Here is a 21,698-nt window from a genome sequence, read left to right on the forward strand (position 1 = left end):
GGCCCCACGGAAGTCTTGCCGACGCCGGTCTATTTCTATGGCCTCTCGGAAGGCGACGAGCTGTTCGTCGACATCGAGAAGGGCAAGACGCTGGTGCTGCAATATCTCGGTCGCGCGCCGACCAATGAGAAGGGCGAAGTGCGGGTGTTCTTCGACCTCAACGGGCAGCCGCGCACCATCGTGGTGCCCGATCGCCTCAAGGCGGGCGAGATCAAGGTGCGGGCCAAGGCCGTGCCGGGCGACATCAAGCAGGTGGGTGCGCCCATGCCGGGCGTCATCTCGACGCTGGCGGTCAAGCAGGGCCAGTCGGTGACGGCCGGGGACGTGATCTGCTCGATCGAGGCGATGAAGATGGAAACCGCCATCCATGCCGAGGTGGATGGGGTGATCGCGGAACTGCTGATCAAGCCGGGCGACCAGATCGACGCCAAGGATTTGCTGGTGCGGTTCGAATGACCCTTCCCTTCTCCCCTTGAGGGAGAAGGTGCCCGAAGGGCGGATTTGGGGTACTGCGCAATCCGCGAGCATCAAAGCATGGGATGGCGCAGCACCCCTCACCCTTGAAAATCCGCTGAACGCGGATTTTCTATCCCTCTCCCTCAAGGGGAGAGAGGGAAGCAGAAACCTAAACCCGGCGCGCCCGTCCGTCGATGGTCTGGCCATTACGCTCGCGGTGATCCGCCCGAACCTTGATCGGCAGGCGGCTGACGATCCAGCTCACCATCATGGGCACCAGGATGATGTCATCGATCCAGCCCGCGAGGGGAATAAAGTCGGGCATGAGATCGATCGGGCTGACCAGGTAGAAGGCAACGAACAGCGTTGCGGCCTTCAAAAAGAGCGGGGTTTCGGGCGCAAAGAAGGCCTGCCAGAGCTGGACGACTTCCTTGCGGAACAGAACGAGGCGGGGGAGGAGCATGTTGATCATGCTCCATAAATGGGCCCGACTAGGGATGGTTCAAGGGCTGGGCGATCGCGTTGTTCGGCGTGTCGGTCATTCCGCAATCAGGTGAGCACGCCCCGGTCGCGCAGCAGCTTGACGATCGCCATGGCGTGGCCGTGGCCCAACCCATAGTCGGCCTTGAGCCAGTCGGTGATCGGCGTCGCCTTGGTGCCGGGCCTGGTCAGGCCCTTCTCGGTGGCGAGGCGGATGAATTCGTCGGGACCGATGCCCGTCTGTTTTTCGATGTTGTCGAGATAGGCCTGGAAGCTCATGGCGGTCTCCTTGCGTGTTCAGGCAGACGACGATCCGCGCAGCGTCGCTTCGACACAATCGAGAAACATTGCGTCTCTAGGCTGGCGGGCTTATTTCTCCCTCAGAAGTTCAGAGGTGTTTGATGGCTGGCCCGGTAATGCGCAGGCAATCGGTGGGTGTGGATATCGGCGGCGTGCTGGTCGGCGGCGGGGCGCCCGTCGTCGTGCAGTCGATGACCAATACCGATACCGCCGATATCGATGCGACGGTCAAGCAGGTGATGCAACTGGCGCGCGCCGGCTCGGAGATTGTGCGCATTACCGTCGACCGCGACGAGAGCGCCGCTGCCGTGCCGATCATCCGCGATCGGCTGGCCTTCATGGGCTATGACGTGCCGCTGGTGGGGGATTTCCACTATATCGGCCACAAGCTGCTGACCGACCATCCGGCCTGTGCCGAGGCGCTGGCGAAGTACCGCATCAATCCGGGCAATGTCGGCTTCAAGGCCAAGCGCGATACGCAGTTTTCGACGCTGATCGAGATTGCCAACCGCTACAATAAGCCGGTGCGCATCGGGGTGAACTGGGGTTCGCTGGATGAAGAATTGCTCACCAAGCTGATGGACGAAAATGCCGCGTCGGCGGCGCCGATTTCGGCGGCTGCCGTGCAGCGCGAGGCGATCATCCAGTCGGCCTTGCTGTCGGCGCAGCGGGCTGAGGAGCTGGGCATGGGCCGGGACAGGATCATCCTCTCGACCAAGGTCTCGGATGTGCAGCACCTGATCGCGGTCTATCAGGATCTGGCGGCGCGCTGCGATTATGCGCTGCATCTCGGCCTCACCGAAGCCGGCATGGGCACCAAGGGCGTGGTGGCCTCGTCGGCCGCCATGGGCATCCTGTTGCAGCAGGGGATCGGCGACACGATCCGCATTTCGCTGACGCCTGAACCGGGCGGCGACCGCACCACCGAGGTCAAGGTGGCGCAGGAGCTGCTGCAGACCATGGGTTTTCGCCAGTTCCTGCCGGTAGTGGCCGCCTGCCCAGGTTGCGGCCGGACGACGTCCAACACGTTCCAGCACCTGGCCAAGGATATCCAGGACCACCTTTCGGCCTCGATGCCGGAATGGCGCGAACGCTATCCGGGCGTGGAGACGCTGTCGGTGGCGGTGATGGGGTGCATCGTCAATGGCCCGGGTGAGAGCAAGCACGCCAATATCGGCATCTCGCTGCCGGGCACGGGCGAAACCCCGGCCGCGCCGGTCTTCGTCGATGGCGAAAAGGTCGCGACCCTGCGCGGGGCCGATGTGGCGGACCAGTTCAAGGTGATGGTGGCGGATTACATCGAGCGCAAGTTCGGCGCTGGGCAGAAGTCGGCGGCGGAGTGAGTGACTAGTCTGGGCCGAGAATTCATAGCGTCGAGATTGGGTGGCGGGCTTTGGCACGTAACCAGCGCCGAACGCTACGATCGGATTTTGTCTGCTGGCGCCATACTGCCCGAACCGGAAATCAACGATCATGACCGTTGGCATACGGGCGGTGGGCCAGAACATTATTCCCTTGTAAGGCATTTGGGAGGGGTAAGTCTGTTTGACTTTAGTGACTTCCAGCCAGACGACTATGAGCGTCGCTGTCCATCGTCCAATTGGTATGAATTTGTCCCCTGTCCTTCTAGGTGGACAAGCGCAGTCTGGATAGAAATCGATAGGATGTCTACGGCCAAAAATGTCGTTGGAAGCGAGGCCCTGCTGCAGGTCTGGAAGGCACTGAACCTGTATGGGCACGACCTAATGCCCGCCATTGAGGCCGCTCACATCGGCCCAGTCTCGATCTCAAGCGTTGTCAGAACAATTACTTACTCTAGGTAGGGCGGCTGGCAGGCGTCCACCCATCTGTTGCCGCATAGCTCGGCCAGCCGGTCCACGCTCAATCGCACCGAGGCATGGGTATCCCCGCCCGCCGGGATCACCTCGTCATAGACTTTTAGCGAGGCGTCCAGATGGATCGGCAGCGGCCCGGGCAGGCCGAACGGGCAGACGCCGCCGACCTGGTGGCTGGTCAGTTCCGCCACTTCCTCGGCGCCCAGCATGCGGGGGCGGCCGCCGAAGGCGGATTTGGATTTGGCATTGTCGAGCCGCGCATCGCCGCGGGTCACCAGCAGCAGCACCTCGCCATTGACGCGGATGCACAATGTCTTGGCGATCTGGCCAGGTTCGCAACCATGCACTAAAGCGGCGGTCTGCACAGTGGCGGTGGAATCGGTGGTGACTTCGACGACTAGATCGGGGGCGCGGGCGGCCAGGTCGGCCTGGACGGATTGGAGGCTCATCGGGACGCTTTCACAACAGGCGGGCGAGGCGGTTTTCGAAATCGGCGCGCATTTTGTAATGCAGGGGGGCGGTGAGGGCACGGCGCATGAAGGCGGGGTCGATCTCGCGGATGCCGTCCTGCGCCATGAGCTCGGCGACCGTGGTGCGTTCGCCGGCAAAGGGCTGATATTTGACCGGCTTGCCGGCTTCGACCATGCCCGGTTCGATCACGCGGCAATAGGCGCCGGGGCGGCCGGCGCGGTGGAAGCGCTTGACCCAGCCCGGATCGCCCATGCGGGCGGCGAACACCGCGCAGGGGGTGCGGTGCGAGGTGACTTCGAGCAGGACGGCGCCGATGGCGAAGCGGTCGCCCACTGCGACCTGGCGTCCCTCGACGCCGCCGATGGTGAGATTTTCCCCGAAGGTGCCGGGGGCGACGGTTTTGCCCAACTCGCCTGACCACCACTCATAGTCATCGCCAAAATAGACATAAATGGCCTGATCGACCCCGCCATGGTGCTTGCGGTCGATGATGGCATCGTCCTTGAGCCCCTGGGCAGCGATCTCGACCGGACCCTCGACGGGTCGCTTGAAAATGCCGGTCAGCGCCGATTTGCCGGGAATGGGTTCGGGCTTGCCCAGGTTGACGCTCAGCAGGATGGCCATCTCAGTGCTCCCGGGCGGCGAAATAGCGGGCGGTGCTGCGCAGGCCGTCAGCCCTCGGACCAAAGGTGCGCAGCGCCGACAAGGCTTCGCCCACGATCTGGTTCAGCTTCTCCCTGGCGCCATCGATACCGAGCTGGGCCACCAGGGTCTGCTTGCCCAGGCCCGCATCCTTGCCGGTGGCCTTGCCCATGGCCTGGGTCGTGGCGGTGACGTCGAGGATATCGTCGGCGAGCTGGAAGGCGCGTCCAGCCGCTTCGGCATAGGCGGTGAGCACTGACAGCGCCCGCGCGTCGGCGCCGCCGAGGATCGCGCCCATGCGCACGCTGGCGCGGATCAGGGCGCCGGTCTTCATCGCCTGCATGGTCGAGATGTCATCACCCGAAAAGCCGCCCTGTTCGCCCTCGATATCGCGCATCTGCCCGCCCACCATGCCGCCGGCGCCCGAGCCGGCGACCAGTTCGGTCACCAGCGCGATGCGCACCGCGGGATCGGGATGGCAGGCGGGATCGGCGAGCAGACCAAAGGCGTGGGTGAGCAGGGCATCGCCGGCCAGAATCGCCGTGGCCTCGTCATAGGCCTTGTGCACGGTGGGGCGGCCGCGGCGCAGATCGTCATCATCCATGGCCGGAAGATCGTCGTGGATCAGCGAATAGCAGTGCACCATTTCGACCGCGAGCCCGGCCGTGAGGGCCTGGTCCGGTGCAATGGTGAAGAGCGCTGCCGCCTGGCGCAGCAGCAAGGGGCGCAGCCGCTTGCCGCCGGCCAGACTGCCGTGCCGCATGGCCGCGACCAGCCGGTCGGCGGCCGGACCGGGGCCGGAGAGGCGCGCGGCATCGAGCTGATGGTCCAGCGCCCTCTCCACGGCGTTGGCGCAGTCGGTCATGTCGGCAGCGAAATCATACATGGGCATGTTGCTAGCCGGTCATATGCGCGGCGGCAAGGTGCTGCCACGACCTCGTCCTTCGACAGGCTCAGGATGAGGTCTACTGGACCACCTCATTCAAAGTAGACCTTATGGTGAGCCTGTCGAACCACGAGGCGTGGCACTGGAATGTGTGGGTGTCGTCCGCTATTGGGGTTGCATGGCACGACGACGCAAACCCAAGGGCATCTGGCGCATTCTGCGCGGCATCGGCATTGCCCTCGTCCTTCTCGTGGCCGTCCCGCTCGTTCTCACACCGGTCTATCTCGTGGTCGATCCGGTTTCGGTACCGATGCTGGAGCGCTATGTGACGGGCCGGCCGGTGGTGCGCGCGTGGCGCGATCTGGGCGATATCTCGGATCGCCTCAAGGCATCGGTGATCCTCTCCGAAGATGGCCAGTTCTGCCGGCACTGGGGTGTCGATCTGGGCGCACTGCGCGATGAGGTCGAGAACTTCATGGCCGGGGAGGATGCGCGGGGCGCTTCGACCATCACCATGCAGGTGGCGCGGAACCTCTTCCTGTGGAATGGGCAGAGCGTTGTCCGCAAGGCGCTCGAAGTGCCGCTGGCGCTCTATATCGACCTGCTAATGCCCAAGCAGCGGATCATGGAAATCTACCTCAACATTGCCGAATGGGGCCCGGAGGGGCAATTCGGCGTGGCCGCCGGGGCGCAGCGGGCTTTCGGCGTCGAGCCGCAGAACCTGGAATGGCGCAGCGCAACGCTATTGGTGACGGCGCTGCCCAATCCCATGCTGCGGCAGCCGGGCCGCCCTTCGGCCGGCATGCTGCGCATCGCCGGGATCATCGAGGCGCGGGTGGCTGAATTCGGGGCGCGCGCCAATTGCGTGGGCGAGGGCGGGCGGTTGGCGCTCTAGGCGGCTGCGGCCCCGTCGCGTAGCAGCAGTTCGGCCAGCGCCATCAACTGGCGGTCGCGGATTCCCAATTCGTTGAGGTGGCGGGCGGTATTGAGCACATAGTCCACATTACGGCCCGAAAGCCCGACGCCGGCGCGGACCATGGCCAATTGCTGCTCGAGGCTCAGACGGCCGGCAAACTGCTCGTGCCGTTCGTCGACCAGGAAGGTCAGGGCGCGGGTGGTGCGGCCATCGGCCAGATGCACCGGACGCATAACGTCGCGATAGACCGCGGTCACCTGCTCGCGCTCCTGCAGATAGGCCCGCACATCCAGCCAGTCGCCGTCGGCCACCTCGAACACCATGCCGCGGCAGGAGCCGCCACGTGTCAGGCCGAAGACGAGGCCGGGCTGCTCGATGGTGCCGCGATGATGGTGGGAAACGATGGACAGGCTCCGGTGGGCGCCCCGGAGCAGGCCCTGCTGCGCCGAGACATGGGCGAAGCCGGGATTCCAGATGAGGGAACCGTAACCGAAGACCCAATGGGTCGCTGTCATATCTGAGCTTTGCATCGCCATAACCTGAACAGAAACCTAGGCAAGCTTGCCGCGCGAGGCAATTGCGGGCTCTGGATAGAAGCCATGCGATCATAAGGCGACCCGGATTTACCGGCAATGAAATGCAGGCTGCGGCGATGACACTTTAGTCCGCCTGCCGAGGAAGGTATGACTGCCCGTCATGAAGAAACGAATCATCATTCTCGGCAGCGTCGTCGTGGCCGTGATCATCCTGTGGAGTGCCGCCTGGCTGGTGCTGGCCGGGATGGTCCGGCAGAATATCGAGGTGTTGGCATCGGCTGATGGGGTCACGACGCCCAGTCTCGCCTGTGAGGCGCTGGGTATCGGCGGCTTCCCTTTCCGCTTCGATATCGATTGCAGCAATGCAAGCATTGTCAGTGGCGATGTCAGCGTGGACATGCCCGGCATTCGGGCCAGCGTGCGCGTCTATGCGCCCACCCACATGTTGGTCTCGGCGCTCGGTCCGCTGCAATTGACCGACAGTTTCACCGGAACGCGCAATGCGGTGGCCTGGTCGGGCATGGAAGCCAGTGTGCGGCTCGACAATTGGCGCATTGCCCGCGCTTCGGTGTCGGGCAAGGATGTGGTGTGGTCCGATACGCTGTTCGGCGATGCTGTCATCGCGCAGAGCCCCGTGGTCGAGGTGCATCTGTTCGACATTCCCGAGCAGCACGATGCGGAACGGCAGGTGGCGGCGCTGGCGCTCTTTGGGCGAGCGCAGAATGTGGCCTGGCCCGGGCTGACCCTGGCGGACACCAATGCGGAAATCGAACTCGAATTGTCCGGCCTGCCGGACGACGTGCGCAACTGGAGCGATCCGCTGGTGTTGCCCGCGCTGCAGCAGGCGGGGGGCGAGCTGAAGGTGGTTTCCATCCGCGGCACCGATGCCGGCTCAACATTAGATGCCAGTGGCGCGCTGCGGCTCGACGCGCAGGGAGCTCCGGAAGGGCAGATCGCGGTGACCTCAACGGGCGTTGCCGAGCGCATCGGGCCGCTGATCGAGGAGCCGTGGCGTACGCTGGTGCTGGGCACGCCCGCCCCCGACGGGTCGCATGCCAACCAGCTCAATTTCCGGGCCGGCGGGATTTATTCGGGGCTGGTGCCGATCGCGGCGGTGCCGCCGCTGTATTGATCGCGCCGTGCCACGACCTCGTGGTTCGACAAGCTCACCATGAGGTCTACTGAAGCCTCGGGGGAAACAGAGCCGAGTACGATGCGGCTTCGTGCCATTCGGGCTTAGCCCTCATGGCCTTGCGCGCTAAAATCGCTCCACTGGAGCGATTTTTCCCTTCGGGTCGCGCTCAGGCATCATCCCCGCCGCCGTGTTCGCGCACGAAAGGCACGTCGGGTACGGGCGGGGCTTCGTGGGGGCGGCCGAAATCGGGCGCGGCGGTTTCCTGCCCGGCCGAGATGATCGAGCGGCGGATGGCGCGGGTGCGGGTGAACATGGCTTCGAGCGCCGGGCCATCGCCCAGGCGGACCGAGCGCTGCAGCACGCTGAGGTCTTCGGAGAAGCGGCCGAGCATTTCGAGAACTGCATCGCGATTGGTCAGGAACACGTCGCGCCACATCACCGGATCAGAGGCGGCGATGCGGGTGAAGTCGCGGAAGCCGGAGGCCGAGAACTTGATGACTTCGGACTGGGTGGCGGCCTCGAGATCGGCCACGGTGCCCACGATATTGTAGGCGATCAGATGTGGGATGTGACTGGTGATGGCCAGCACCATGTCGTGGTGGGCGGCATCCATGATCTCGACCTGGCTGCCCATGGCGCGCCAGAAGCTGGCGAGTTTTTCGGTCTGGGCGGGATCGACCTCGGGGCCGGGTGTCAGCACGCACCAGCGGCCGGAGAAGAGTTCGGCAAAGCCGGCCGAGGGGCCGGAATGCTCGGTGCCGGCAATGGGGTGGCCGGGGATCAGGCTGACGCCAGCGGGAATATGCGATTCCAATGCCTTGACCACATGGCCCTTGACCGAGCCCACATCGGAGACGATGGCGCCGGGCTCCAGCGCCGGGGCGACGGTGCGGATCACGCTGTCATAGGCGCCTACCGGCGTACACAGGATGACCAGATCGGCGCCGCGCACGGCCTCGGCGGCGTCGAGCGTGTAGATGTCACCCAGGCCGAGCTCGCGGGCTTCGTCCAGCGTCTCCTGCTTGCGGGTGGCAATGGAGATGACTTCGACCAGCCCCTGGCGCCGCGCGGCCAGCGCGATGGAGGAACCGATAAGCCCGATACCGATCAGGGCCAGCTTGCGAAAGTGAACAGTCATGCGATTTTGACCAATGCCTTGAGAATGCCGACGACGCCGCGCATCGCCTGTTCGGAACCGATGGAAATGCGCAACCCGTCCGGGATGCCGTAGGACGCGCCGATCTCGCGCACGATGAGGCCGCGCTCCATCAGGGTCTGGAACGCGAGGGCGGCGTGGTCAGCATCGGGGAACAGCACCATGACGAAATTGGCCTGGCTGGGCACGACATGGATGTGGTTGGAATCGAGCTCGGAGGTGATCCAGTCACGCCATTGCGCATTATGCGCCTTGAGCCGGGCGGTGAATTCGACATCGCGTGCCGCCGCGGCGCCGGCCAGCTGGGCCGGCAGATTGACGTTGAAGGGGCCGCGAATGCGGTTGATGGCGTCCACGATAGGCGCCGGCCCGACCATCCAGCCGATGCGCGCCGCCGCCAGGCCCATCTTGGAGAAGGTGCGGACCATGACGACGTTCTGGGCCTCAGCCACGAGGTCGGCGGCCACGGTGAAATCCTCGGCCGTCACATATTCGGCATAGGCGTTGTCGATGACCAGGAGAATATCGGGGCGCAGGCCGGCATGCAGCCGCCGGATCTCGGCGTCCGGCAGATAGGTGCCGGTGGGGTTATTGGGGTTGGCCAGCCAGACGACTTTGGTCTTCGGGGTCACGGCCGCCAGCAGCGCGTCGACATCTGCGGTATAGTCATCCTCGTCCACCATGATGATGGCCGCGCCGGTTGCCCGGGTGATGATGGGATAGACCGAAAAGCCGTAGCGGCTCATGACCGCCTCGTCGCCCTCTCCCAGGTAGCATTGCGCCAGCAGGTGCAGCAGGTCATCCGAGCCATTGCCGCAGACGATCAGCTCGGGGTCGATGCCATGCACCTCGCCCAGTGCGGTGCGCAGGATTCGCGACGAGCCCTCGGGGTAAATATCGAGGTGGTCAGCGGCCGCGCGGAACGCTTCCATCGCCTTAGGACTGGCGCCCAAGGGGCTTTCATTGGCCGAAAGCTTGACCGCATTGCTGCCCGGTGCGCCGGACTTGCCGGGCATGTAGGGCGCGATGTCGAGAATGCCGGGCTGCGGAACGGGGCGGATTGTGTCGTCGGACATGATGCCAATCTGGGCGGAAAAACCGCGCGGACCATAGTCAAAGCGCGGGCGGAAGGCAAAGCGGAATGCGCTAGCCCTGTCGCGCCGTCGCCGTGTTCATGCCCGGTACGCGGACGAAGCGTTCCTCGCGCTTGCGGCGCGGCACGGCGGGGAAGGCCTCCTTGCGGGCGCGCACGCAGATGACGCCGCTCATGGCCGGGCCCAACAGCCTGCCGGCGCGCTCGAAGAGGCGCGTGGATTTGAGCACCAGCGAGGACTGGAAGGGCGGCACGAACAGGCCATCCCGCCAGGCCTCGGGCACGAAGCTGTGGTCGCGCAGGAGCTTGTCGAGCTGGCCGCCCGAATAGGGATTGCCCGCACCGAAGGGGGTATTGTCGCGTTGTGCCCAGATGCCGCGGCGGCGTGGCACCACCATGACCAGATGCCCGTTGGGCGCGGTGATGCGCCAGAGTTCGCGCATCAGTTCCTCGGCGTCGGCGACGTGCTCGAGCGCATGGATAGCGATGGTGAGATCAATCGCCGCATCGGTCAGCGGCATTTCCAGCGGATCGCAGAGCACGGTGTGGGACGGGCCTTCGCGCGGCCAGGCCGAAGCCCCCTGGCGGGCCGGCATGAAGGCCAGTACGCGTTCGGCGTCATCGAGCGTAAAGCGCAGATAGGGGGTGGCAAAGCCCAGCCCCAGCACGCGCTTGCCGCGCACGTCTTCGGCGAGGCCCATGACCTGTTCGCGCACCAAGGCGCGCGAAATGCGCCCGAGGGGGGATTTGTAATAGGCAATGAGGCGGGTGACGTCGGCGGTCATGGGCACAACTCTGCCGGTTTCCCAAAGACTTGTCCAATTGGCTGGTTGTCATGGGGGGGCGGCGCACCTAGCTTTCAAGCTGTTCTATTGTCCCAGGAGTGGTGCCATGAGTCTGATCGTCGATGTGTTCCCGGCCCGGAGCGACAATTTCGGCTATCTGGTGCACGATACCGCTTCCGGCCGCACCGGGGCGATCGACGCGCCCGAAACGGCCGCGATCAAGAATGCCCTGCTCCATCGCGGCTGGAACCTCACCGACATCTTCATCACCCACCACCATATCGACCATGTGGAAGCCATTCCCGAGCTCAAGGCGGAATTCGGAGCCCGCGTCGTCGGACCGCGCGGGGAGGCCGACAAGATCGCCGGGCTCGACGTGCTGGTCGCCGGGGGCGACACGGTGACGCTGGGTGAGACCGCGTTCGACGTCTATGACGCTCCGGGGCATACGCTGGGCCACATCGTCTTTCACGACAGGGTGGGCAAGCATCTGTTCACCGCCGATGCGCTGTTCTCGCTCGGGGTGGGCCGCATGTTCGAGGGCACACCCGGGCCGATGTGGGAAGGGGTCAAGGCGCTGCGGGAATTTCCCGACGACACGCTGGTCTATTGCGGGCACGAATATACCGCCAGCAACGCCAAGTTCGCGCTCTCGATCGATCCAGACAATGCCGCACTGCAAAGGCGGGCGGCCGAAGTGACGGCGCTGCGGGCGGCGGGCAAGGCGACCATTCCCTTCTCGCTGGGCGAGGACAAGGCGGCCAACCCGTTCCTGCGGGCCGACGATCCGGTTCTGGCGCGGCATTTCGGGCTGGAAGGCGCGGACCCGGACGAGGTGTTCGCCGCCATCCGCAAGGGCAAGGATAATTTCTAGCCATGCCGGGCAAGCTGACGTTCAGGCCGGTGACGGCCAGCAATGTCGGCGATTTCGAGGCCTTGTTCGGCGCGCCGGGTGCGCCGAAATATTGCTGGTGCATGGCCTGGCGGGCGACCAGCGAAGAACTCAAGGATACCAGGAGCGGCAGCCGTCACCGGCAGATGCTCGGACGCATCCAAGGCAAGGTGCAGGTCGGCCTGCTGGCCTATCGCGACGCCATGCCGGTGGGCTGGGTCTCGGTGGCGCCCAAGGAGACGTTTCGTAGCCTTGGCGGGTCTGCAGATGAGCTGAAGGTCTGGTCGCTGACCTGCATGTTCGTGCCCAGGAGCCTGCGCAAGACGGGCCTCAGCGCCGAACTCATTGCCGCCGCAGCCGAATATGCCCGGGAGAAAGGTGCCGCGGTGCTGGAGGCCTATCCGGTCGATCCCGATTCGCCGAGCTACCGGTTCATGGGTTTTGTTCCGGCTTTCGAGCGGCAGGGGTTCGAAGCGGTGGGCCGCGAGGGAAAGCGGCGCCATGTCATGCGCCTCACGCTCGATTGAGTTTAACCATGCCGTGCTTTGGAAGCCCAAAGCGTTAAAAAAGCGTTATCATCTGGCACGCCGATTGCTCCTAATAGAGCATAGGGCCAGATCATGTGTTTCATTGTGAGACAGGCTGGCCCGCTTTGAGACAAGCGAGGCACGCAATGGCCAATTCTGATACCAAAGCTGGCGGACTGCCCGTGCTGGTTGGCGCTGCGCGTCCGCGGCCGTCCTTGCAGCGCAACGAGACGGGGGCTGCCTTCGTCAGCCAATTACTGGCCGAACGCAACCATCTGCCGCCGCAGCGGAGCCGCCGCCGGGACAGTGCGGAAGGCGCCATAGGGGCTTATGCCGACGGCGCCAAGGTTGCGGTGAAGCGGATGCCGATGGGCTACCGAACCAGTATCGTCGCCTAAAGACTCAGTGCCCACCCATCGACATGTCACGGGTGGCGCTGGTGATCGACATGGTGAAGCCCGCTACGACATCGATCAGGGCCATGACGAGCAGGATGAAGAAGGCTGTGCTGGAGGCCGCGCCCACCAGCAGGAACTCCACGAGAATCACCACGAAAAGCCCCATCGACAGCATGTGCTCGACGATGGAGACGGTGCCGATGCGCGTGGACTTGAGCAGTTCGAGGAACAGCAGCACCAGCGAGCCGATGATCAGCAGGTCGCCCAGCGAGACGGCCCAGGGCGTGCCGGAGACCATGGCGATGGTGAAGATGGTATTGTTCCAGCCGGCCGGAAGGCCACCCAGGAACAGGAATGCCACCACATTGTAGACGAGGAACGGAATCACCAGAAGAGGCGGAATGAAGGGGCCCTTTGACGGCCGCGCGCCGGCGGGCGGCACATAGACATGTTCGACCAAGGCAAACTCTCCTCGAGTGGCGTTTGGCCGAACATGCCAGATTGTCCGGTGCTTCGATAGACGGCGCTTACTTCTTGAGCTTGAGCGGACCGACCATCTGCTCGGGCTTTACCTCGGCGTCGAATTCTTCGCCGGTGAGCAGGCCCAGGGCGATGGCCTCCTCGCGCAGGGTGGTGCCGTTCTTGTGCGCGGTCTTGGCGATCTTGGCGGCGTTGTCATAGCCGATCCTGCGGTTGAGCGCGGTGACCAGCATCAGCGACTTGTCGACCAGTTCCTTGATCCGCGCGCGGTCGGGCTCGATGCCGATGGCGCAGTTGTCGTTGAACGACTTGGCGCTATCGGCCAGCAGGCGGACGGTCTGCAGGAAGTTGTAGGCGATGACGGGCTTGAAGACGTTGAGCTCGAAATTGCCCTGGCTCGCTGCGAAACCAATCGCGGCGTCATTGCCCATGACCTGGGCGACTACCATGGTCATGGCTTCGGACTGGGTGGGGTTGACCTTGCCCGGCATGATGGACGAGCCGGGCTCGTTTTCCGGAATGATGATTTCGCCCAGGCCCGAGCGCGGGCCCGAGGCCAGCCAGCGCACGTCATTGGCGATCTTCATGAAAGCCACGGCGAGCTGCTTGAGGGCGCCCGAGGTGCCGACAAAGGCATCATGCCCGGCCAGCAGGGCAAACTTGTTGGGGCCGGTGACGAAGTCGTGGCCGGTGAGGGTGGCGATTTCCTTGGCCACGGCCACGGCATAGTCGGGATGGGCGTTGAGCCCCGTGCCGACGGCGGTGCCGCCCAGGGCCAGTTCCTTGAGCTGGGGCAGGCTCACCTTGATGGCGGCGATGGCATAGTCGATCTGGGCGACCCAGCCGCTGATCTCCTGGCCCAGGGTCAGGGGCGTGGCGTCCTGCAGATGGGTGCGGCCGATCTTGACCACGTCCATATAGGCCTCGGCCTTGGCGTGGAGCGTGTCGCGGAGCAGGGCCACGCGCGGGAAGAGATAGTTTTCCAACGCCTCAACCGCGGCAATGTGCATGGCCGTGGGATAGGTGTCGTTGGATGACTGGCTCATATTGACGTGGTCATTGGGATGCACGGGCTTCTTGGAGCCCATGGTGCCGCCGGCCATTTCGATGCCGCGATTGGAGATGACCTCGTTGACATTCATATTGGACTGGGTGCCCGAACCGGTCTGCCAGACCACCAACGGGAAGTGATCGTCCAGCTTGCCGGCGATCACCTCGTCGGCGGCGGCGACGATGAGGTCGCGGGTCTTTTCGTCGAGCAGGCCCAGCTTGTGGTTGGCCAAGGCCGCGGCCTTTTTCAGCACGCCAAAGGCGGTGACGATTTCCTTGGGCATCTTTTCCCCGCCAATGTCGAAATTGGCGAGGCTGCGGGCCGTCTGCGCGCCATAGTATTTATCGGTCGGAACCTCGATGGTGCCCATCGTGTCCGATTCAACGCGCATGCTCATGGCTCAACTCCGGTATTGGCCGCTCTTTCCGGCGGCAGGCAAAGCAAAACGGCCGACCCTGGTAGGGATCGGCCGTCGGCATAACAGAAACGAGCGCAAGGCGCGCCTCGTCTTTCGTTTTATTTCTTGACGTCGAGAACCTGGCGACCGCGATACATGCCGGTCTTGAGGTCGACGTGATGCGGACGGCGCAGCTCACCGGAATCCTTGTCTTCAACATAGGATGCGGTGGCAAGAGCGTCGGCCGAGCGGCGGAAGCCACGCTTCATCGGCGAGGTCTTTCGTTTTGGCACTGCCATGGTCGGTACTCCGAATTCAATATCGTTGCGCCGCGGGAGCGGCCCAGAGAGTTCATCTCTGTAAGGGATTGACCGGCTCTATAGAGCAAGTATCGGGCCTTGGCTAGGGGGTTTTGCAGGAGTCGCGCGGGACTTTTGAGGTCCTGTCGGCGCCCTTCCCACAAGCGGGAGGGTGGAGCTGGCGAATGGCACCGGCCAGGCCATGCCGCCTATGCAGCCTGGGCGCCTGCTGCCGGTTCGGCGCCTTCGAGATCCCAGATGGTGGCCAGCCGCTGGGCGGCGGCGGCGGGGGACAACAGGCGGAACGCGCGGTCGGCACAATCAAGCGCCAGACGGAAGCGGGTGCGGCTCATCGGATCGCTGACCAGTTCGTTGGTCGAGCCAACCCAGAGCACATGGCTGCCTTTGGCGATGAGATAGAGATCGGCATCGCCCATGGCGAAATGGTCGAAATTCTCGCTGACCATTCCATAGGTCCGGCCAGAGCGGCCCTGCCAATTGCTGAGCCGGCCAAAACCATGGATCAGGACGTTGTTCTCGACAGTGCCAGCCATTTCACGCCATCTCCAGCGATCATCGAACAAGAACAAAAATAGAACAAAATCGGATAGACGTCAAGCGGTTCTGCGTTCGATGACTAGATGTATGGTGGAGTTTGGATGTTTCGTCAATATGTAGTGGTCAGGGGCCTATGCGCGCGATTGCTTGATTGCGTCGAGCTTGGCCTGGAACTCGGGGCTGGCGGGGCGGGCAAGGCCCTGTTCGGCCGCCTTGAGAATCAGTTCATCGGAACCGGATTCGATGGCTTTTTTGAGTCGTTCGAGGAAAATGTCGGGCGCAAGGCCCGCCTCGATGGCAGGCAGGAACTTTGCTTCGGCGGTGCCGGGCCAGATCATGAGGCTGTTGCGGCCCCAGAACAGGCCGGAATTGAGCGCTACTGGCACCACGGGCACCTTGAGCTCCATATAGAGCCGGACGATGCCCTGGCGGTAGTCGGCAGGCGCAAGCGGTGCCTTGCGAGTGCCTTCGGGGAAGATGACGATGCGGCAGCCGCGTTCAATGGCGGCATGGGCCTGCGCCATCATCAGCGGAACGGCTTCGGCGCCGCGCTTGCGGTCAACCTCAATGCAGTCGAGCGCGCGTGCGGCCCAACCAAAGAAGGGAATGCGCATCAGCTCCTTCTTGACGATATAGGCCGGGCGCCCCGTATAGGGAAAGATCGCGAAGACATCCCAATCGCTCTGGTGCTTGGCGGCGATGATGCAGCCGCCTTCGGGGATGTTCTCCTCGCCGCTGACCTTGGTCTTGACCCCGGTTATGGCGCGCAGATAGGCCAGATTGGAGCGGCACCAGAAGACGGCCAGGGCCCAGCTTAGCGGGGTACGGCCGCTGATCAGGGCGGTAGTGCCGATGACGATGGCGATGATGGCGGTCTGGCCGATGAAGATGAAATAGAACAGCGCCGTCCGCACCGCCTGCACGATTGCCATTAGTCTCTCCCGCGGCCTGCCGCATTTTCGAGCGTCATAGCGGGCAAATGCCGGCTTGGCGAGGGCGTTCCCGGCAATGCAAGGCTAGGAGGTCTCGCCAAGGAAGCGGCGCACGGTGACGCGCGAGGTGATGGCGGTGAGCGCGGCGATGACCGGCACCACAGCGGCAATGCCGATAATCCCGGCCATGCCCAGGGCAAAGCGGCCGAACAAGACGCCGACCTGGGCGCCGGCTTCGCTCGACAGCATATTGCCGGCGGCGGTGCCGACCAGGGCGAAGAACAGCAGGGCCGCAAGCGTGCCGAGCAGGCCGCCCTGCAGGCCGATGGACAAGAATCGCCCCTGGAATTCGCCGGCGATGAATTTGTTGGACGCCCCGATATAGTGGAGCACGTCGACAATCTCGCGATTGGTCGCCATGGCGCCACGCGTGGCAAAGACAATAGCCAGCACGGTCGCGGCGCCGATCAGGATCAGCACCAGCAGGCCCGATAGCACGATGGTGCCGGCCATGGTGTTGAGCTGCTGCCGCCAGGCGGCGTGAGTATCAAGGCTGGCGCCCTGGACGGCGGCCAGATTGCGCTCCAGCCCTTCGATATCGGCTTCGGCGGGGTCGGCGAGTTGCACCACGACGAGGCGTGGAATTTCGATGGCGGTGAGATCGAGGCCGGCGCCGAGCCATGGCTCGAGCAGCTGCTGGCTTTCCTCGATGGTGAGCGCTCGGGCCGAGGCCACGCCCGGGGTGGATTGGGCCAGCGACACCGCAGTGCGCAGATTGGAGTCCATCACCTCGCCCTCGACGGGACGAAGCTGAATGGTGACCTCGCGCCCGACATCGGCCGACCAGGCAATGGCCGATTTCTGCACCAGCACGACCCCGCCCAGCGTCACCGCCGAGAGAAAGCTCATGATGGTGATCAGCAGCAGCAGGGTGCGGCCGGCGACGCTTTTTTCGGGGACGATGGGCGCCGCGCCCTTGCGGGTGGGGATGACGGCGAGGATGCGCTCAATCATGGATCACCAGCTCGCCCTTACTCAGCAGCATGCGCGGATAGTTGAACTTGTCGAGCAAAGGCAATTCGTGGGTGGCGAGGATAATGGTCATCCCCAGCGTGCGGTTGAGCTCGGCGAAGAGATGGACGAGGCGGCTCGACAGGTCGGGGTCAACATTGCCGGTCGGTTCATCCGCCAGCAGTACCTTGGGCCGCGCAATGACGGCGCGGGCAATGGCGGCGCGCTGCTTTTCGCCACCCGACAGCAGCGAGGGCAGGGCATTCATGCGCTCGCCCAGGCCCACCCATTCGAGCAGTTCGGTGACATTGGGGCGGTATTCGCTCTCGGGCTGGCCCAGCACGCGCAGCGGCAGGGCGACATTCTCGAAAGTGGTCAGATGGTCGAGCAGGCGAAATTCCTGGAAGACGATGCCGATATGGCGGCGCATCTGCAGCAGGCGATCCTGGCTGAGATTGTTCACATCTTCGCCGAACATGGTGACGCGGCCACGCGAAGGCTTGAGCGAGAGCAGCAGCAGGCGGAGCAGGGAGGTCTTGCCGGCGCCGGACGGGCCGGTCAGGAAATGGAACGACCCCGGTTCGACCGAAAAAGTCAGGTCCCGCAGTATCTCCGGACCATTGCCGTAGCGTAGCCCGACATCGGAAAACTCGATCAAGAGTGCTTGGCTCCCCAATTGGTCCGCGGCCGACGCGAATCAAAACGTGCGCGCATCATAACAGCCATGGGTGCCGCATGCGCATGGCGGTGTCCTTGCCGGTATGAAAGGGGCACAAATGTGGTGGATTGCGTGAGGGCCGGGTATGGGTTTGAGGAGTTTTAACTCCCGCCCTCTAGGGTCACCGGCGAAACGTCCGTATCCCCTTAGTGTCTGGCCCGATGATCATCACCTGTCCCCATTGCGAGACCAAGTACCAGGTGACCTATGAGGCCATCGGCTCGGCCGGTCGCAAGGTGCAATGCGCGCATTGCCAGCAGGCCTGGCAGCAGCGCCCGCTGGATCCGGAGCCGGACCTGCCCACATCCGAACAGAAAGCGGCGTTCGAGGCGATGGCCGAGGATGGCCTCGACGATGCCATGGCCGCCGAAGAGCGCACATTTGCAGCCGAGATCGCCAGACGCCTGGCGCTGGAACAGGAGCAGGCGGGCAAAGCCGAGGCCGCCGTGCTGCGCAAGCGGCAGCAGGATTTCACGCGCCGGCAGAGCGCCATGGTGGCGGACCTGCCGCTGGCCCGGCTGCGGCGCACCCTGCGCGTCGCTGCCGTCGTGCTGCTCGGCGGGCTCGCTGTGACCGCCTATTTCGGGCGGGTGCAGGTGGTGGAGCGCTATCCGGAGATGGCCGGCGTCTACGAAGCGATAGGGTTGGGCGTCAATGTGGTGGGGCTCGACTTCTCCGACGTGACCACTCTGCGCACGCTGCGCGACGGCAAGGAAGTGCTGGTCGTCTCGGCGCAGATCGTGGGAATCAAGCGCGATCCGGTCGTCGTGCCCTCGGTGGTGGTGACGCTGCTCAATGCCAAGGGCGAGGGGATCTACGAGTGGAGCGTGACCCCATCGGTCCGGGACCTGATGGCTGGCGAACGCTCGACTTTCGATACCCAGCTTACCATGCCGCCGGGCGAGGCGACGCGCGTTCGCCTCAGCTTTGCCGGCGGACAAGACGTGCGGAGCGCGCCGGACATAACATCCGGTGTGACCGCAAATTCCACTCCGGAGCATGATTGATGGCCCGCATTCTGGTAGCCGAAGACGACCCTTCCGTGCGCGCCTTCGTGGTCAGCGCCCTGACCATGAAAGGCCATGAGGTCGTCGCCGAGGAAGATGGCGGCCTGGCGGCCGAGACGGCGGAGGCCGAAGCGGGACGTTTCGACCTGCTGCTCAGCGATATCAAGATGCCGATCATGGACGGGATCGGGCTGGCGCTCCATGTCGCGGCCAAATTTCCCGACATGATCATCGTGCTGATGACCGGCTTTGCCGATCAGCGCGAGCGGGCGCATGGGCTTGATGCGCTGATCTACGACGTCATCACCAAGCCGTTCACGCTGGCCGACCTGCTGGCCAAGGTGGATGACGCGCTGGTGGGCAAGCCGGTGGAAGTGCTGTCGCTGGGCCGGCAGGCCCAGCTGCAATAGGAAGCCCAACGCGGTTTTTGGGGAAGGCCCCCTCACCCGTCGGCTGCGCCGCCGACCGCTCCCTCGAGGGAGAGGTGAAGTCAGAGCCAGTCCGGCACGCTGTCGAGGGCGATCAGCTCGTCCAGCGACTTGCGCGGGCGGATGACGTGGAAGCGGTCGCCGTCGACCAGCACTTCGGGGATCAGTGCGCGGGAATTATAGGTCGAGGCCATGACCGCGCCATAGGCGCCGGCGCTCATCACCGCGAGCATATCGCCTTCCTTGACGCCAGGCATGGTGCGGGCCTTGGCCAGATAATCGCCCGTCTCGCAGACCGGGCCGACGATGTCGGCGGTGATCGGGGCGAGGTTGGAGTGATTGACCGGCACCACATCGTGGTGGGCCTCATAAAGCGTGGGGCGGATGAGATCGTTCATTGCCGCGTCGACGATGACGAAGTTGGTGACCCCCTGCTTCACATATTCCACCTTGGTGACCAGAATACCGGCATTACCGACGAGCAGGCGACCCGGTTCGATCACCAGGGTGCAGCCGAGCTGGCCGATCTTGTCGCGCACGACCGTGGCATAGGCCTCGGGGTGCGGCGGGGCTTCCTGGTCGTGATGGTAGGGAATGCCGAGCCCGCCGCCGATGTCGACATGGTCGATCCTGTGCCCGTCGGCCCGCAGGGTCCTGACCAGTTCGGCCATCAGGCCAAAGGCGTTGCCGAAGGGTTCGAGGTCGGTAATCTGGCTGCCGATATGCATGTCGACGCCAACGGCCTCGACATTGGGCAGGTCGGCAATATGGCGATAGACTTCATGGGCGCGGGCATAGGGAATGCCGAACTTGTTCTCGGCCTTGCCGGTCGAAATCTTGGCATGGGTGCGGGCATCGACATCGGGATTGATGCGCACTGACACCTTGGCGGTCAGGCCCATACCGGCGGCGACCATGGAGAGGCGCTCGAGCTCGGGCTCGCTCTCGACATTGAAGCACTTGATGCCGGCTTCAAGCCCGCGGCGCATTTCGGCGACGGTCTTGGCGACGCCGGAAAAGACGATCATCTCCGGCTTGATGCCGGCGGCGAGGGCCCGTTCGAGCTCACCGAGCGACACCACGTCGGCGCCGGCGCCTTCGGAGGCCATGAGCTTGAGCACAGCCTGATTGGAATTGGCCTTCATGGCATAGGCGAGCAGGGTCGGGATGCCCTCAAACGCCGCCTTGACCACCCGCACATGCCGGCGCAGCGTGGCGCTGGAATAGACATAGAAGGGCGTGCCCACCTTGGCGGCGAGGTCGTTCAGATTGACGTCCTCGGCATAGAGTGTGCCGTCGCGATGTTCGAAATGGTGGACCAAGGCCATGGGCTCCGTCGGAAGTGCCTAGGCTCTATTCCAGCGCACCGGAAAACAAAAGCAAGACTTATCGATCAGCCTCATAAGCCGCCTCGATGCGGTCGGCGACCAGGGCCTGCAGCTGCCAGAGGTGGGGGTCGTGGATGCCGATGTCTTCGAGGTGCTGCACGGTGGCATGGAGGTATTCCGCCATCGAGCCGCGCGATCCCACGGCCGTGGCGAGGACATCGGCAATGGCTTCGACCGAAAGGCCGGAGACATAGCGGCCCGAATTGCGGTCCATGCAGAAAGTGAGGGCTCGGATGGCGCGCTCGCCACTTTTCACATTGACCCAGCGCGGCGGGAAGGGCGAGGGCAGCCAGCCCATTTCACGCTCCAGGAGCTTGGTCATGGCCTCATCGGTCCGCCCGGGTGGCAGGCGGTAGAGCACACCATTGCAGGCGCCGCCGCGGTCCAGCGCCAGCATCAGGCCGGGATTGGCATCCGAACCACGAAAGCGATTGTTCCAGCCGAGGCAGAAGGCGCGATGCCAGCCGCGGACGAGGCCGGTGCGCATTTCGACGAATTCGCAGGCGGGTTTCCAGATCAGCGAGCCATAGGCAAAGATCCAGACCTCGTCGCTGCGGGTCGGGCCGAGCAGGGCGTCGATGGTGCTGACATAGTCGTCCGGCGTGGCAGCGCGCATGCCCGCGGGTGGCGGCGGCGTTTCGTCGGTGAGATTCTGCGGCTGCAGATAGCCGACATGGCGCTCGGTGAGGCGCATCTGTCGGGAGTTCTTGGGCATGCAACAAAATCCTCGGTCGGCATCCCTCTCCCCCTGAGGGAGAGGGTGGATCGGCGCAGCCGAGACGGGTGAGGGGTTGTTTCCGCATATTGGGAATGCGGCGGGACCGCTGACCCCTCATCCGCCCTTCGGGCACCTTCTCCCTCAAGGGGAGAAGGGAGGATCGGGGCTAAACGCGATTCATTCAACCCCGCCATCGCCATGGG

27 protein-coding genes are annotated in these 21,698 nt (G+C 64.2%); 9 read left to right on the forward strand and 18 right to left on the reverse strand.

Features of this window, described 5'->3' with window-relative positions:
• Positions 1 to 456: biotin/lipoyl-containing protein (locus V6M52_RS16950; protein WP_332701985.1), on the forward strand; the 456-nt coding region annotated here is incomplete at its 5' end.
• Between the two features lie 169 nt (positions 457 to 625).
• Here the strand turns inward: V6M52_RS16950 and V6M52_RS16955 are convergent.
• Both V6M52_RS16955 and V6M52_RS16960 read right to left on the reverse strand, forming a co-directional pair.
• Positions 626 to 919, reverse strand: coding sequence for a YkvA family protein (locus tag V6M52_RS16955; protein ID WP_332701987.1), 294 nt, complete (start codon positions 917 to 919; stop codon positions 626 to 628).
• An 86-nt stretch (positions 920 to 1,005) separates the two neighbouring features.
• On the reverse strand, positions 1,006 to 1,215 hold the full coding sequence (locus V6M52_RS16960) for a DUF4287 domain-containing protein (protein ID WP_332701989.1): 210 nt from the start codon (positions 1,213 to 1,215) through the stop codon (positions 1,006 to 1,008).
• Positions 1,216 to 1,337: 122 nt separating this feature from the next.
• On the opposite strand from V6M52_RS16960, the gene ispG reads away from it, so the two are divergent.
• Entirely contained in the window at positions 1,338 to 2,579 is a 1,242-nt protein-coding gene (ispG, locus tag V6M52_RS16965) for a flavodoxin-dependent (E)-4-hydroxy-3-methylbut-2-enyl-diphosphate synthase (protein ID WP_332701991.1), read from the forward strand.
• Between the two features lie 467 nt (positions 2,580 to 3,046).
• Here the strand turns inward: ispG and V6M52_RS16970 are convergent, their stop codons facing one another.
• The 3 genes from V6M52_RS16970 to V6M52_RS16980 are packed head-to-tail and all read right to left on the reverse strand — an operon-like array spanning position 3,047 to position 5,070.
• Entirely contained in the window at positions 3,047 to 3,520 is a 474-nt protein-coding gene (locus tag V6M52_RS16970) for a YbaK/EbsC family protein (RefSeq protein ID WP_332701992.1), read from the reverse strand.
• A gap of 10 nt (positions 3,521 to 3,530) precedes the next feature.
• Positions 3,531 to 4,166: an MOSC domain-containing protein gene (locus V6M52_RS16975; protein ID WP_332691906.1), complete on the reverse strand. Its 636-nt coding sequence runs from the start codon at positions 4,164 to 4,166 to the stop codon at positions 3,531 to 3,533.
• Between the two features lies 1 nt (position 4,167).
• Positions 4,168 to 5,070, reverse strand: coding sequence for a polyprenyl synthetase family protein (locus V6M52_RS16980; RefSeq protein WP_332701993.1), 903 nt, complete (start codon positions 5,068 to 5,070; stop codon positions 4,168 to 4,170).
• A 178-nt stretch (positions 5,071 to 5,248) separates the two neighbouring features.
• Between V6M52_RS16980 and V6M52_RS16985 the strand changes: the two genes are divergently transcribed.
• Complete coding sequence (locus tag V6M52_RS16985) at positions 5,249 to 5,965, forward strand: transglycosylase domain-containing protein (RefSeq protein WP_332701995.1); 717 nt, start codon at positions 5,249 to 5,251, stop codon at positions 5,963 to 5,965.
• On the opposite strand, the gene V6M52_RS16990 is transcribed toward V6M52_RS16985, so the two are convergent.
• Positions 5,962 to 6,501, reverse strand: coding sequence for a gamma-glutamylcyclotransferase (locus V6M52_RS16990; protein ID WP_332691914.1), 540 nt, complete (start codon positions 6,499 to 6,501; stop codon positions 5,962 to 5,964). The genes V6M52_RS16985 and V6M52_RS16990 overlap by 4 nt on opposite strands.
• Before the next feature lie 181 nt (positions 6,502 to 6,682).
• On the opposite strand from V6M52_RS16990, the gene V6M52_RS16995 reads away from it, so the two are divergent.
• Positions 6,683 to 7,654: a DUF2125 domain-containing protein gene (locus V6M52_RS16995; RefSeq protein WP_332691917.1), complete on the forward strand. Its 972-nt coding sequence runs from the start codon at positions 6,683 to 6,685 to the stop codon at positions 7,652 to 7,654.
• Positions 7,655 to 7,823: 169 nt separating this feature from the next.
• On the opposite strand, the gene V6M52_RS17000 is transcribed toward V6M52_RS16995, so the two are convergent.
• From V6M52_RS17000 to V6M52_RS17010, 3 genes are all read right to left on the reverse strand, one after another.
• The gene (locus V6M52_RS17000) at positions 7,824 to 8,795 is read right to left on the reverse strand and encodes a prephenate/arogenate dehydrogenase family protein (protein WP_332691920.1); all 972 of its coding nucleotides are present in this window, start codon (positions 8,793 to 8,795) and stop codon (positions 7,824 to 7,826) included.
• On the reverse strand, positions 8,792 to 9,889 hold the full coding sequence (hisC, locus tag V6M52_RS17005) for a histidinol-phosphate transaminase (RefSeq protein ID WP_332701997.1): 1,098 nt from the start codon (positions 9,887 to 9,889) through the stop codon (positions 8,792 to 8,794). The genes V6M52_RS17000 and hisC overlap by 4 nt, the downstream gene beginning before the upstream one ends.
• Positions 9,890 to 9,959: 70 nt before the next feature.
• Positions 9,960 to 10,691, reverse strand: a complete 732-nt coding sequence (locus tag V6M52_RS17010) for a methyltransferase domain-containing protein (RefSeq protein WP_332691926.1) — start codon at positions 10,689 to 10,691, stop codon at positions 9,960 to 9,962.
• Between the two features lie 106 nt (positions 10,692 to 10,797).
• Between V6M52_RS17010 and gloB the strand changes: the two genes are divergently transcribed.
• The 3 genes from gloB to V6M52_RS17025 all read left to right on the forward strand — a co-directional run bounded on the left by gloB (position 10,798) and on the right by V6M52_RS17025 (position 12,508).
• Positions 10,798 to 11,565: a hydroxyacylglutathione hydrolase gene (gene gloB / locus V6M52_RS17015; protein ID WP_332702000.1), complete on the forward strand. Its 768-nt coding sequence runs from the start codon at positions 10,798 to 10,800 to the stop codon at positions 11,563 to 11,565.
• 2 nt (positions 11,566 to 11,567) lie between these two features.
• On the forward strand, positions 11,568 to 12,110 hold the full coding sequence (locus V6M52_RS17020) for a GNAT family N-acetyltransferase (RefSeq protein WP_332702002.1): 543 nt from the start codon (positions 11,568 to 11,570) through the stop codon (positions 12,108 to 12,110).
• A gap of 146 nt (positions 12,111 to 12,256) precedes the next feature.
• The gene (locus V6M52_RS17025) at positions 12,257 to 12,508 is read left to right on the forward strand and encodes a hypothetical protein (protein WP_332702004.1); all 252 of its coding nucleotides are present in this window, start codon (positions 12,257 to 12,259) and stop codon (positions 12,506 to 12,508) included.
• A gap of 4 nt (positions 12,509 to 12,512) precedes the next feature.
• Here the strand turns inward: V6M52_RS17025 and V6M52_RS17030 are convergent, their stop codons facing one another.
• From V6M52_RS17030 to ftsE, 7 genes are all read right to left on the reverse strand, one after another.
• The gene (locus V6M52_RS17030; RefSeq protein WP_442881880.1) at positions 12,513 to 12,968 is read right to left on the reverse strand and encodes a hypothetical protein; all 456 of its coding nucleotides are present in this window, start codon (positions 12,966 to 12,968) and stop codon (positions 12,513 to 12,515) included.
• 67 nt (positions 12,969 to 13,035) lie between these two features.
• Positions 13,036 to 14,436, reverse strand: a complete 1,401-nt coding sequence (gene fumC, locus V6M52_RS17035) for a class II fumarate hydratase (protein ID WP_332702006.1) — start codon at positions 14,434 to 14,436, stop codon at positions 13,036 to 13,038.
• 119 nt (positions 14,437 to 14,555) lie between these two features.
• Positions 14,556 to 14,735, reverse strand: a complete 180-nt coding sequence (gene rpmF, locus V6M52_RS17040; RefSeq protein WP_240230970.1) for a 50S ribosomal protein L32 — start codon at positions 14,733 to 14,735, stop codon at positions 14,556 to 14,558.
• A 209-nt stretch (positions 14,736 to 14,944) separates the two neighbouring features.
• Positions 14,945 to 15,289: a hypothetical protein gene (locus V6M52_RS17045; protein WP_332702008.1), complete on the reverse strand. Its 345-nt coding sequence runs from the start codon at positions 15,287 to 15,289 to the stop codon at positions 14,945 to 14,947.
• Positions 15,290 to 15,424: 135 nt separating this feature from the next.
• The gene (locus V6M52_RS17050; RefSeq protein ID WP_332702010.1) at positions 15,425 to 16,225 is read right to left on the reverse strand and encodes a lysophospholipid acyltransferase family protein; all 801 of its coding nucleotides are present in this window, start codon (positions 16,223 to 16,225) and stop codon (positions 15,425 to 15,427) included.
• An 84-nt stretch (positions 16,226 to 16,309) separates the two neighbouring features.
• Positions 16,310 to 17,239, reverse strand: a complete 930-nt coding sequence (locus V6M52_RS17055; protein ID WP_332692353.1) for a cell division protein FtsX — start codon at positions 17,237 to 17,239, stop codon at positions 16,310 to 16,312.
• On the reverse strand, positions 17,232 to 17,894 hold the full coding sequence (ftsE, locus tag V6M52_RS17060) for a cell division ATP-binding protein FtsE (protein WP_332692351.1): 663 nt from the start codon (positions 17,892 to 17,894) through the stop codon (positions 17,232 to 17,234). The genes V6M52_RS17055 and ftsE overlap by 8 nt, the downstream gene beginning before the upstream one ends.
• Before the next feature lie 221 nt (positions 17,895 to 18,115).
• On the opposite strand from ftsE, the gene V6M52_RS17065 reads away from it, so the two are divergent.
• Entirely contained in the window at positions 18,116 to 18,961 is an 846-nt protein-coding gene (locus V6M52_RS17065) for a zinc-ribbon domain-containing protein (RefSeq protein WP_332692348.1), read from the forward strand.
• Entirely contained in the window at positions 18,961 to 19,371 is a 411-nt protein-coding gene (locus V6M52_RS17070; protein WP_332692345.1) for a response regulator, read from the forward strand. Before V6M52_RS17065 ends, V6M52_RS17070 begins: the two co-directional genes overlap by 1 nt.
• 80 nt (positions 19,372 to 19,451) lie before the next feature.
• On the opposite strand, the gene lysA is transcribed toward V6M52_RS17070, so the two are convergent.
• Positions 19,452 to 20,717, reverse strand: a complete 1,266-nt coding sequence (lysA, locus tag V6M52_RS17075; RefSeq protein WP_332702012.1) for a diaminopimelate decarboxylase — start codon at positions 20,715 to 20,717, stop codon at positions 19,452 to 19,454.
• 58 nt (positions 20,718 to 20,775) lie between these two features.
• Positions 20,776 to 21,492: a gamma-glutamylcyclotransferase gene (locus tag V6M52_RS17080; protein ID WP_332692339.1), complete on the reverse strand. Its 717-nt coding sequence runs from the start codon at positions 21,490 to 21,492 to the stop codon at positions 20,776 to 20,778.
• Positions 21,493 to 21,698 lie beyond the last annotated feature (206 nt).

Origin of the sequence: Devosia sp., from assembly GCF_036676215.1 — a bacterium.
Lineage (GTDB): Bacteria > Pseudomonadota > Alphaproteobacteria > Rhizobiales > Devosiaceae > Devosia.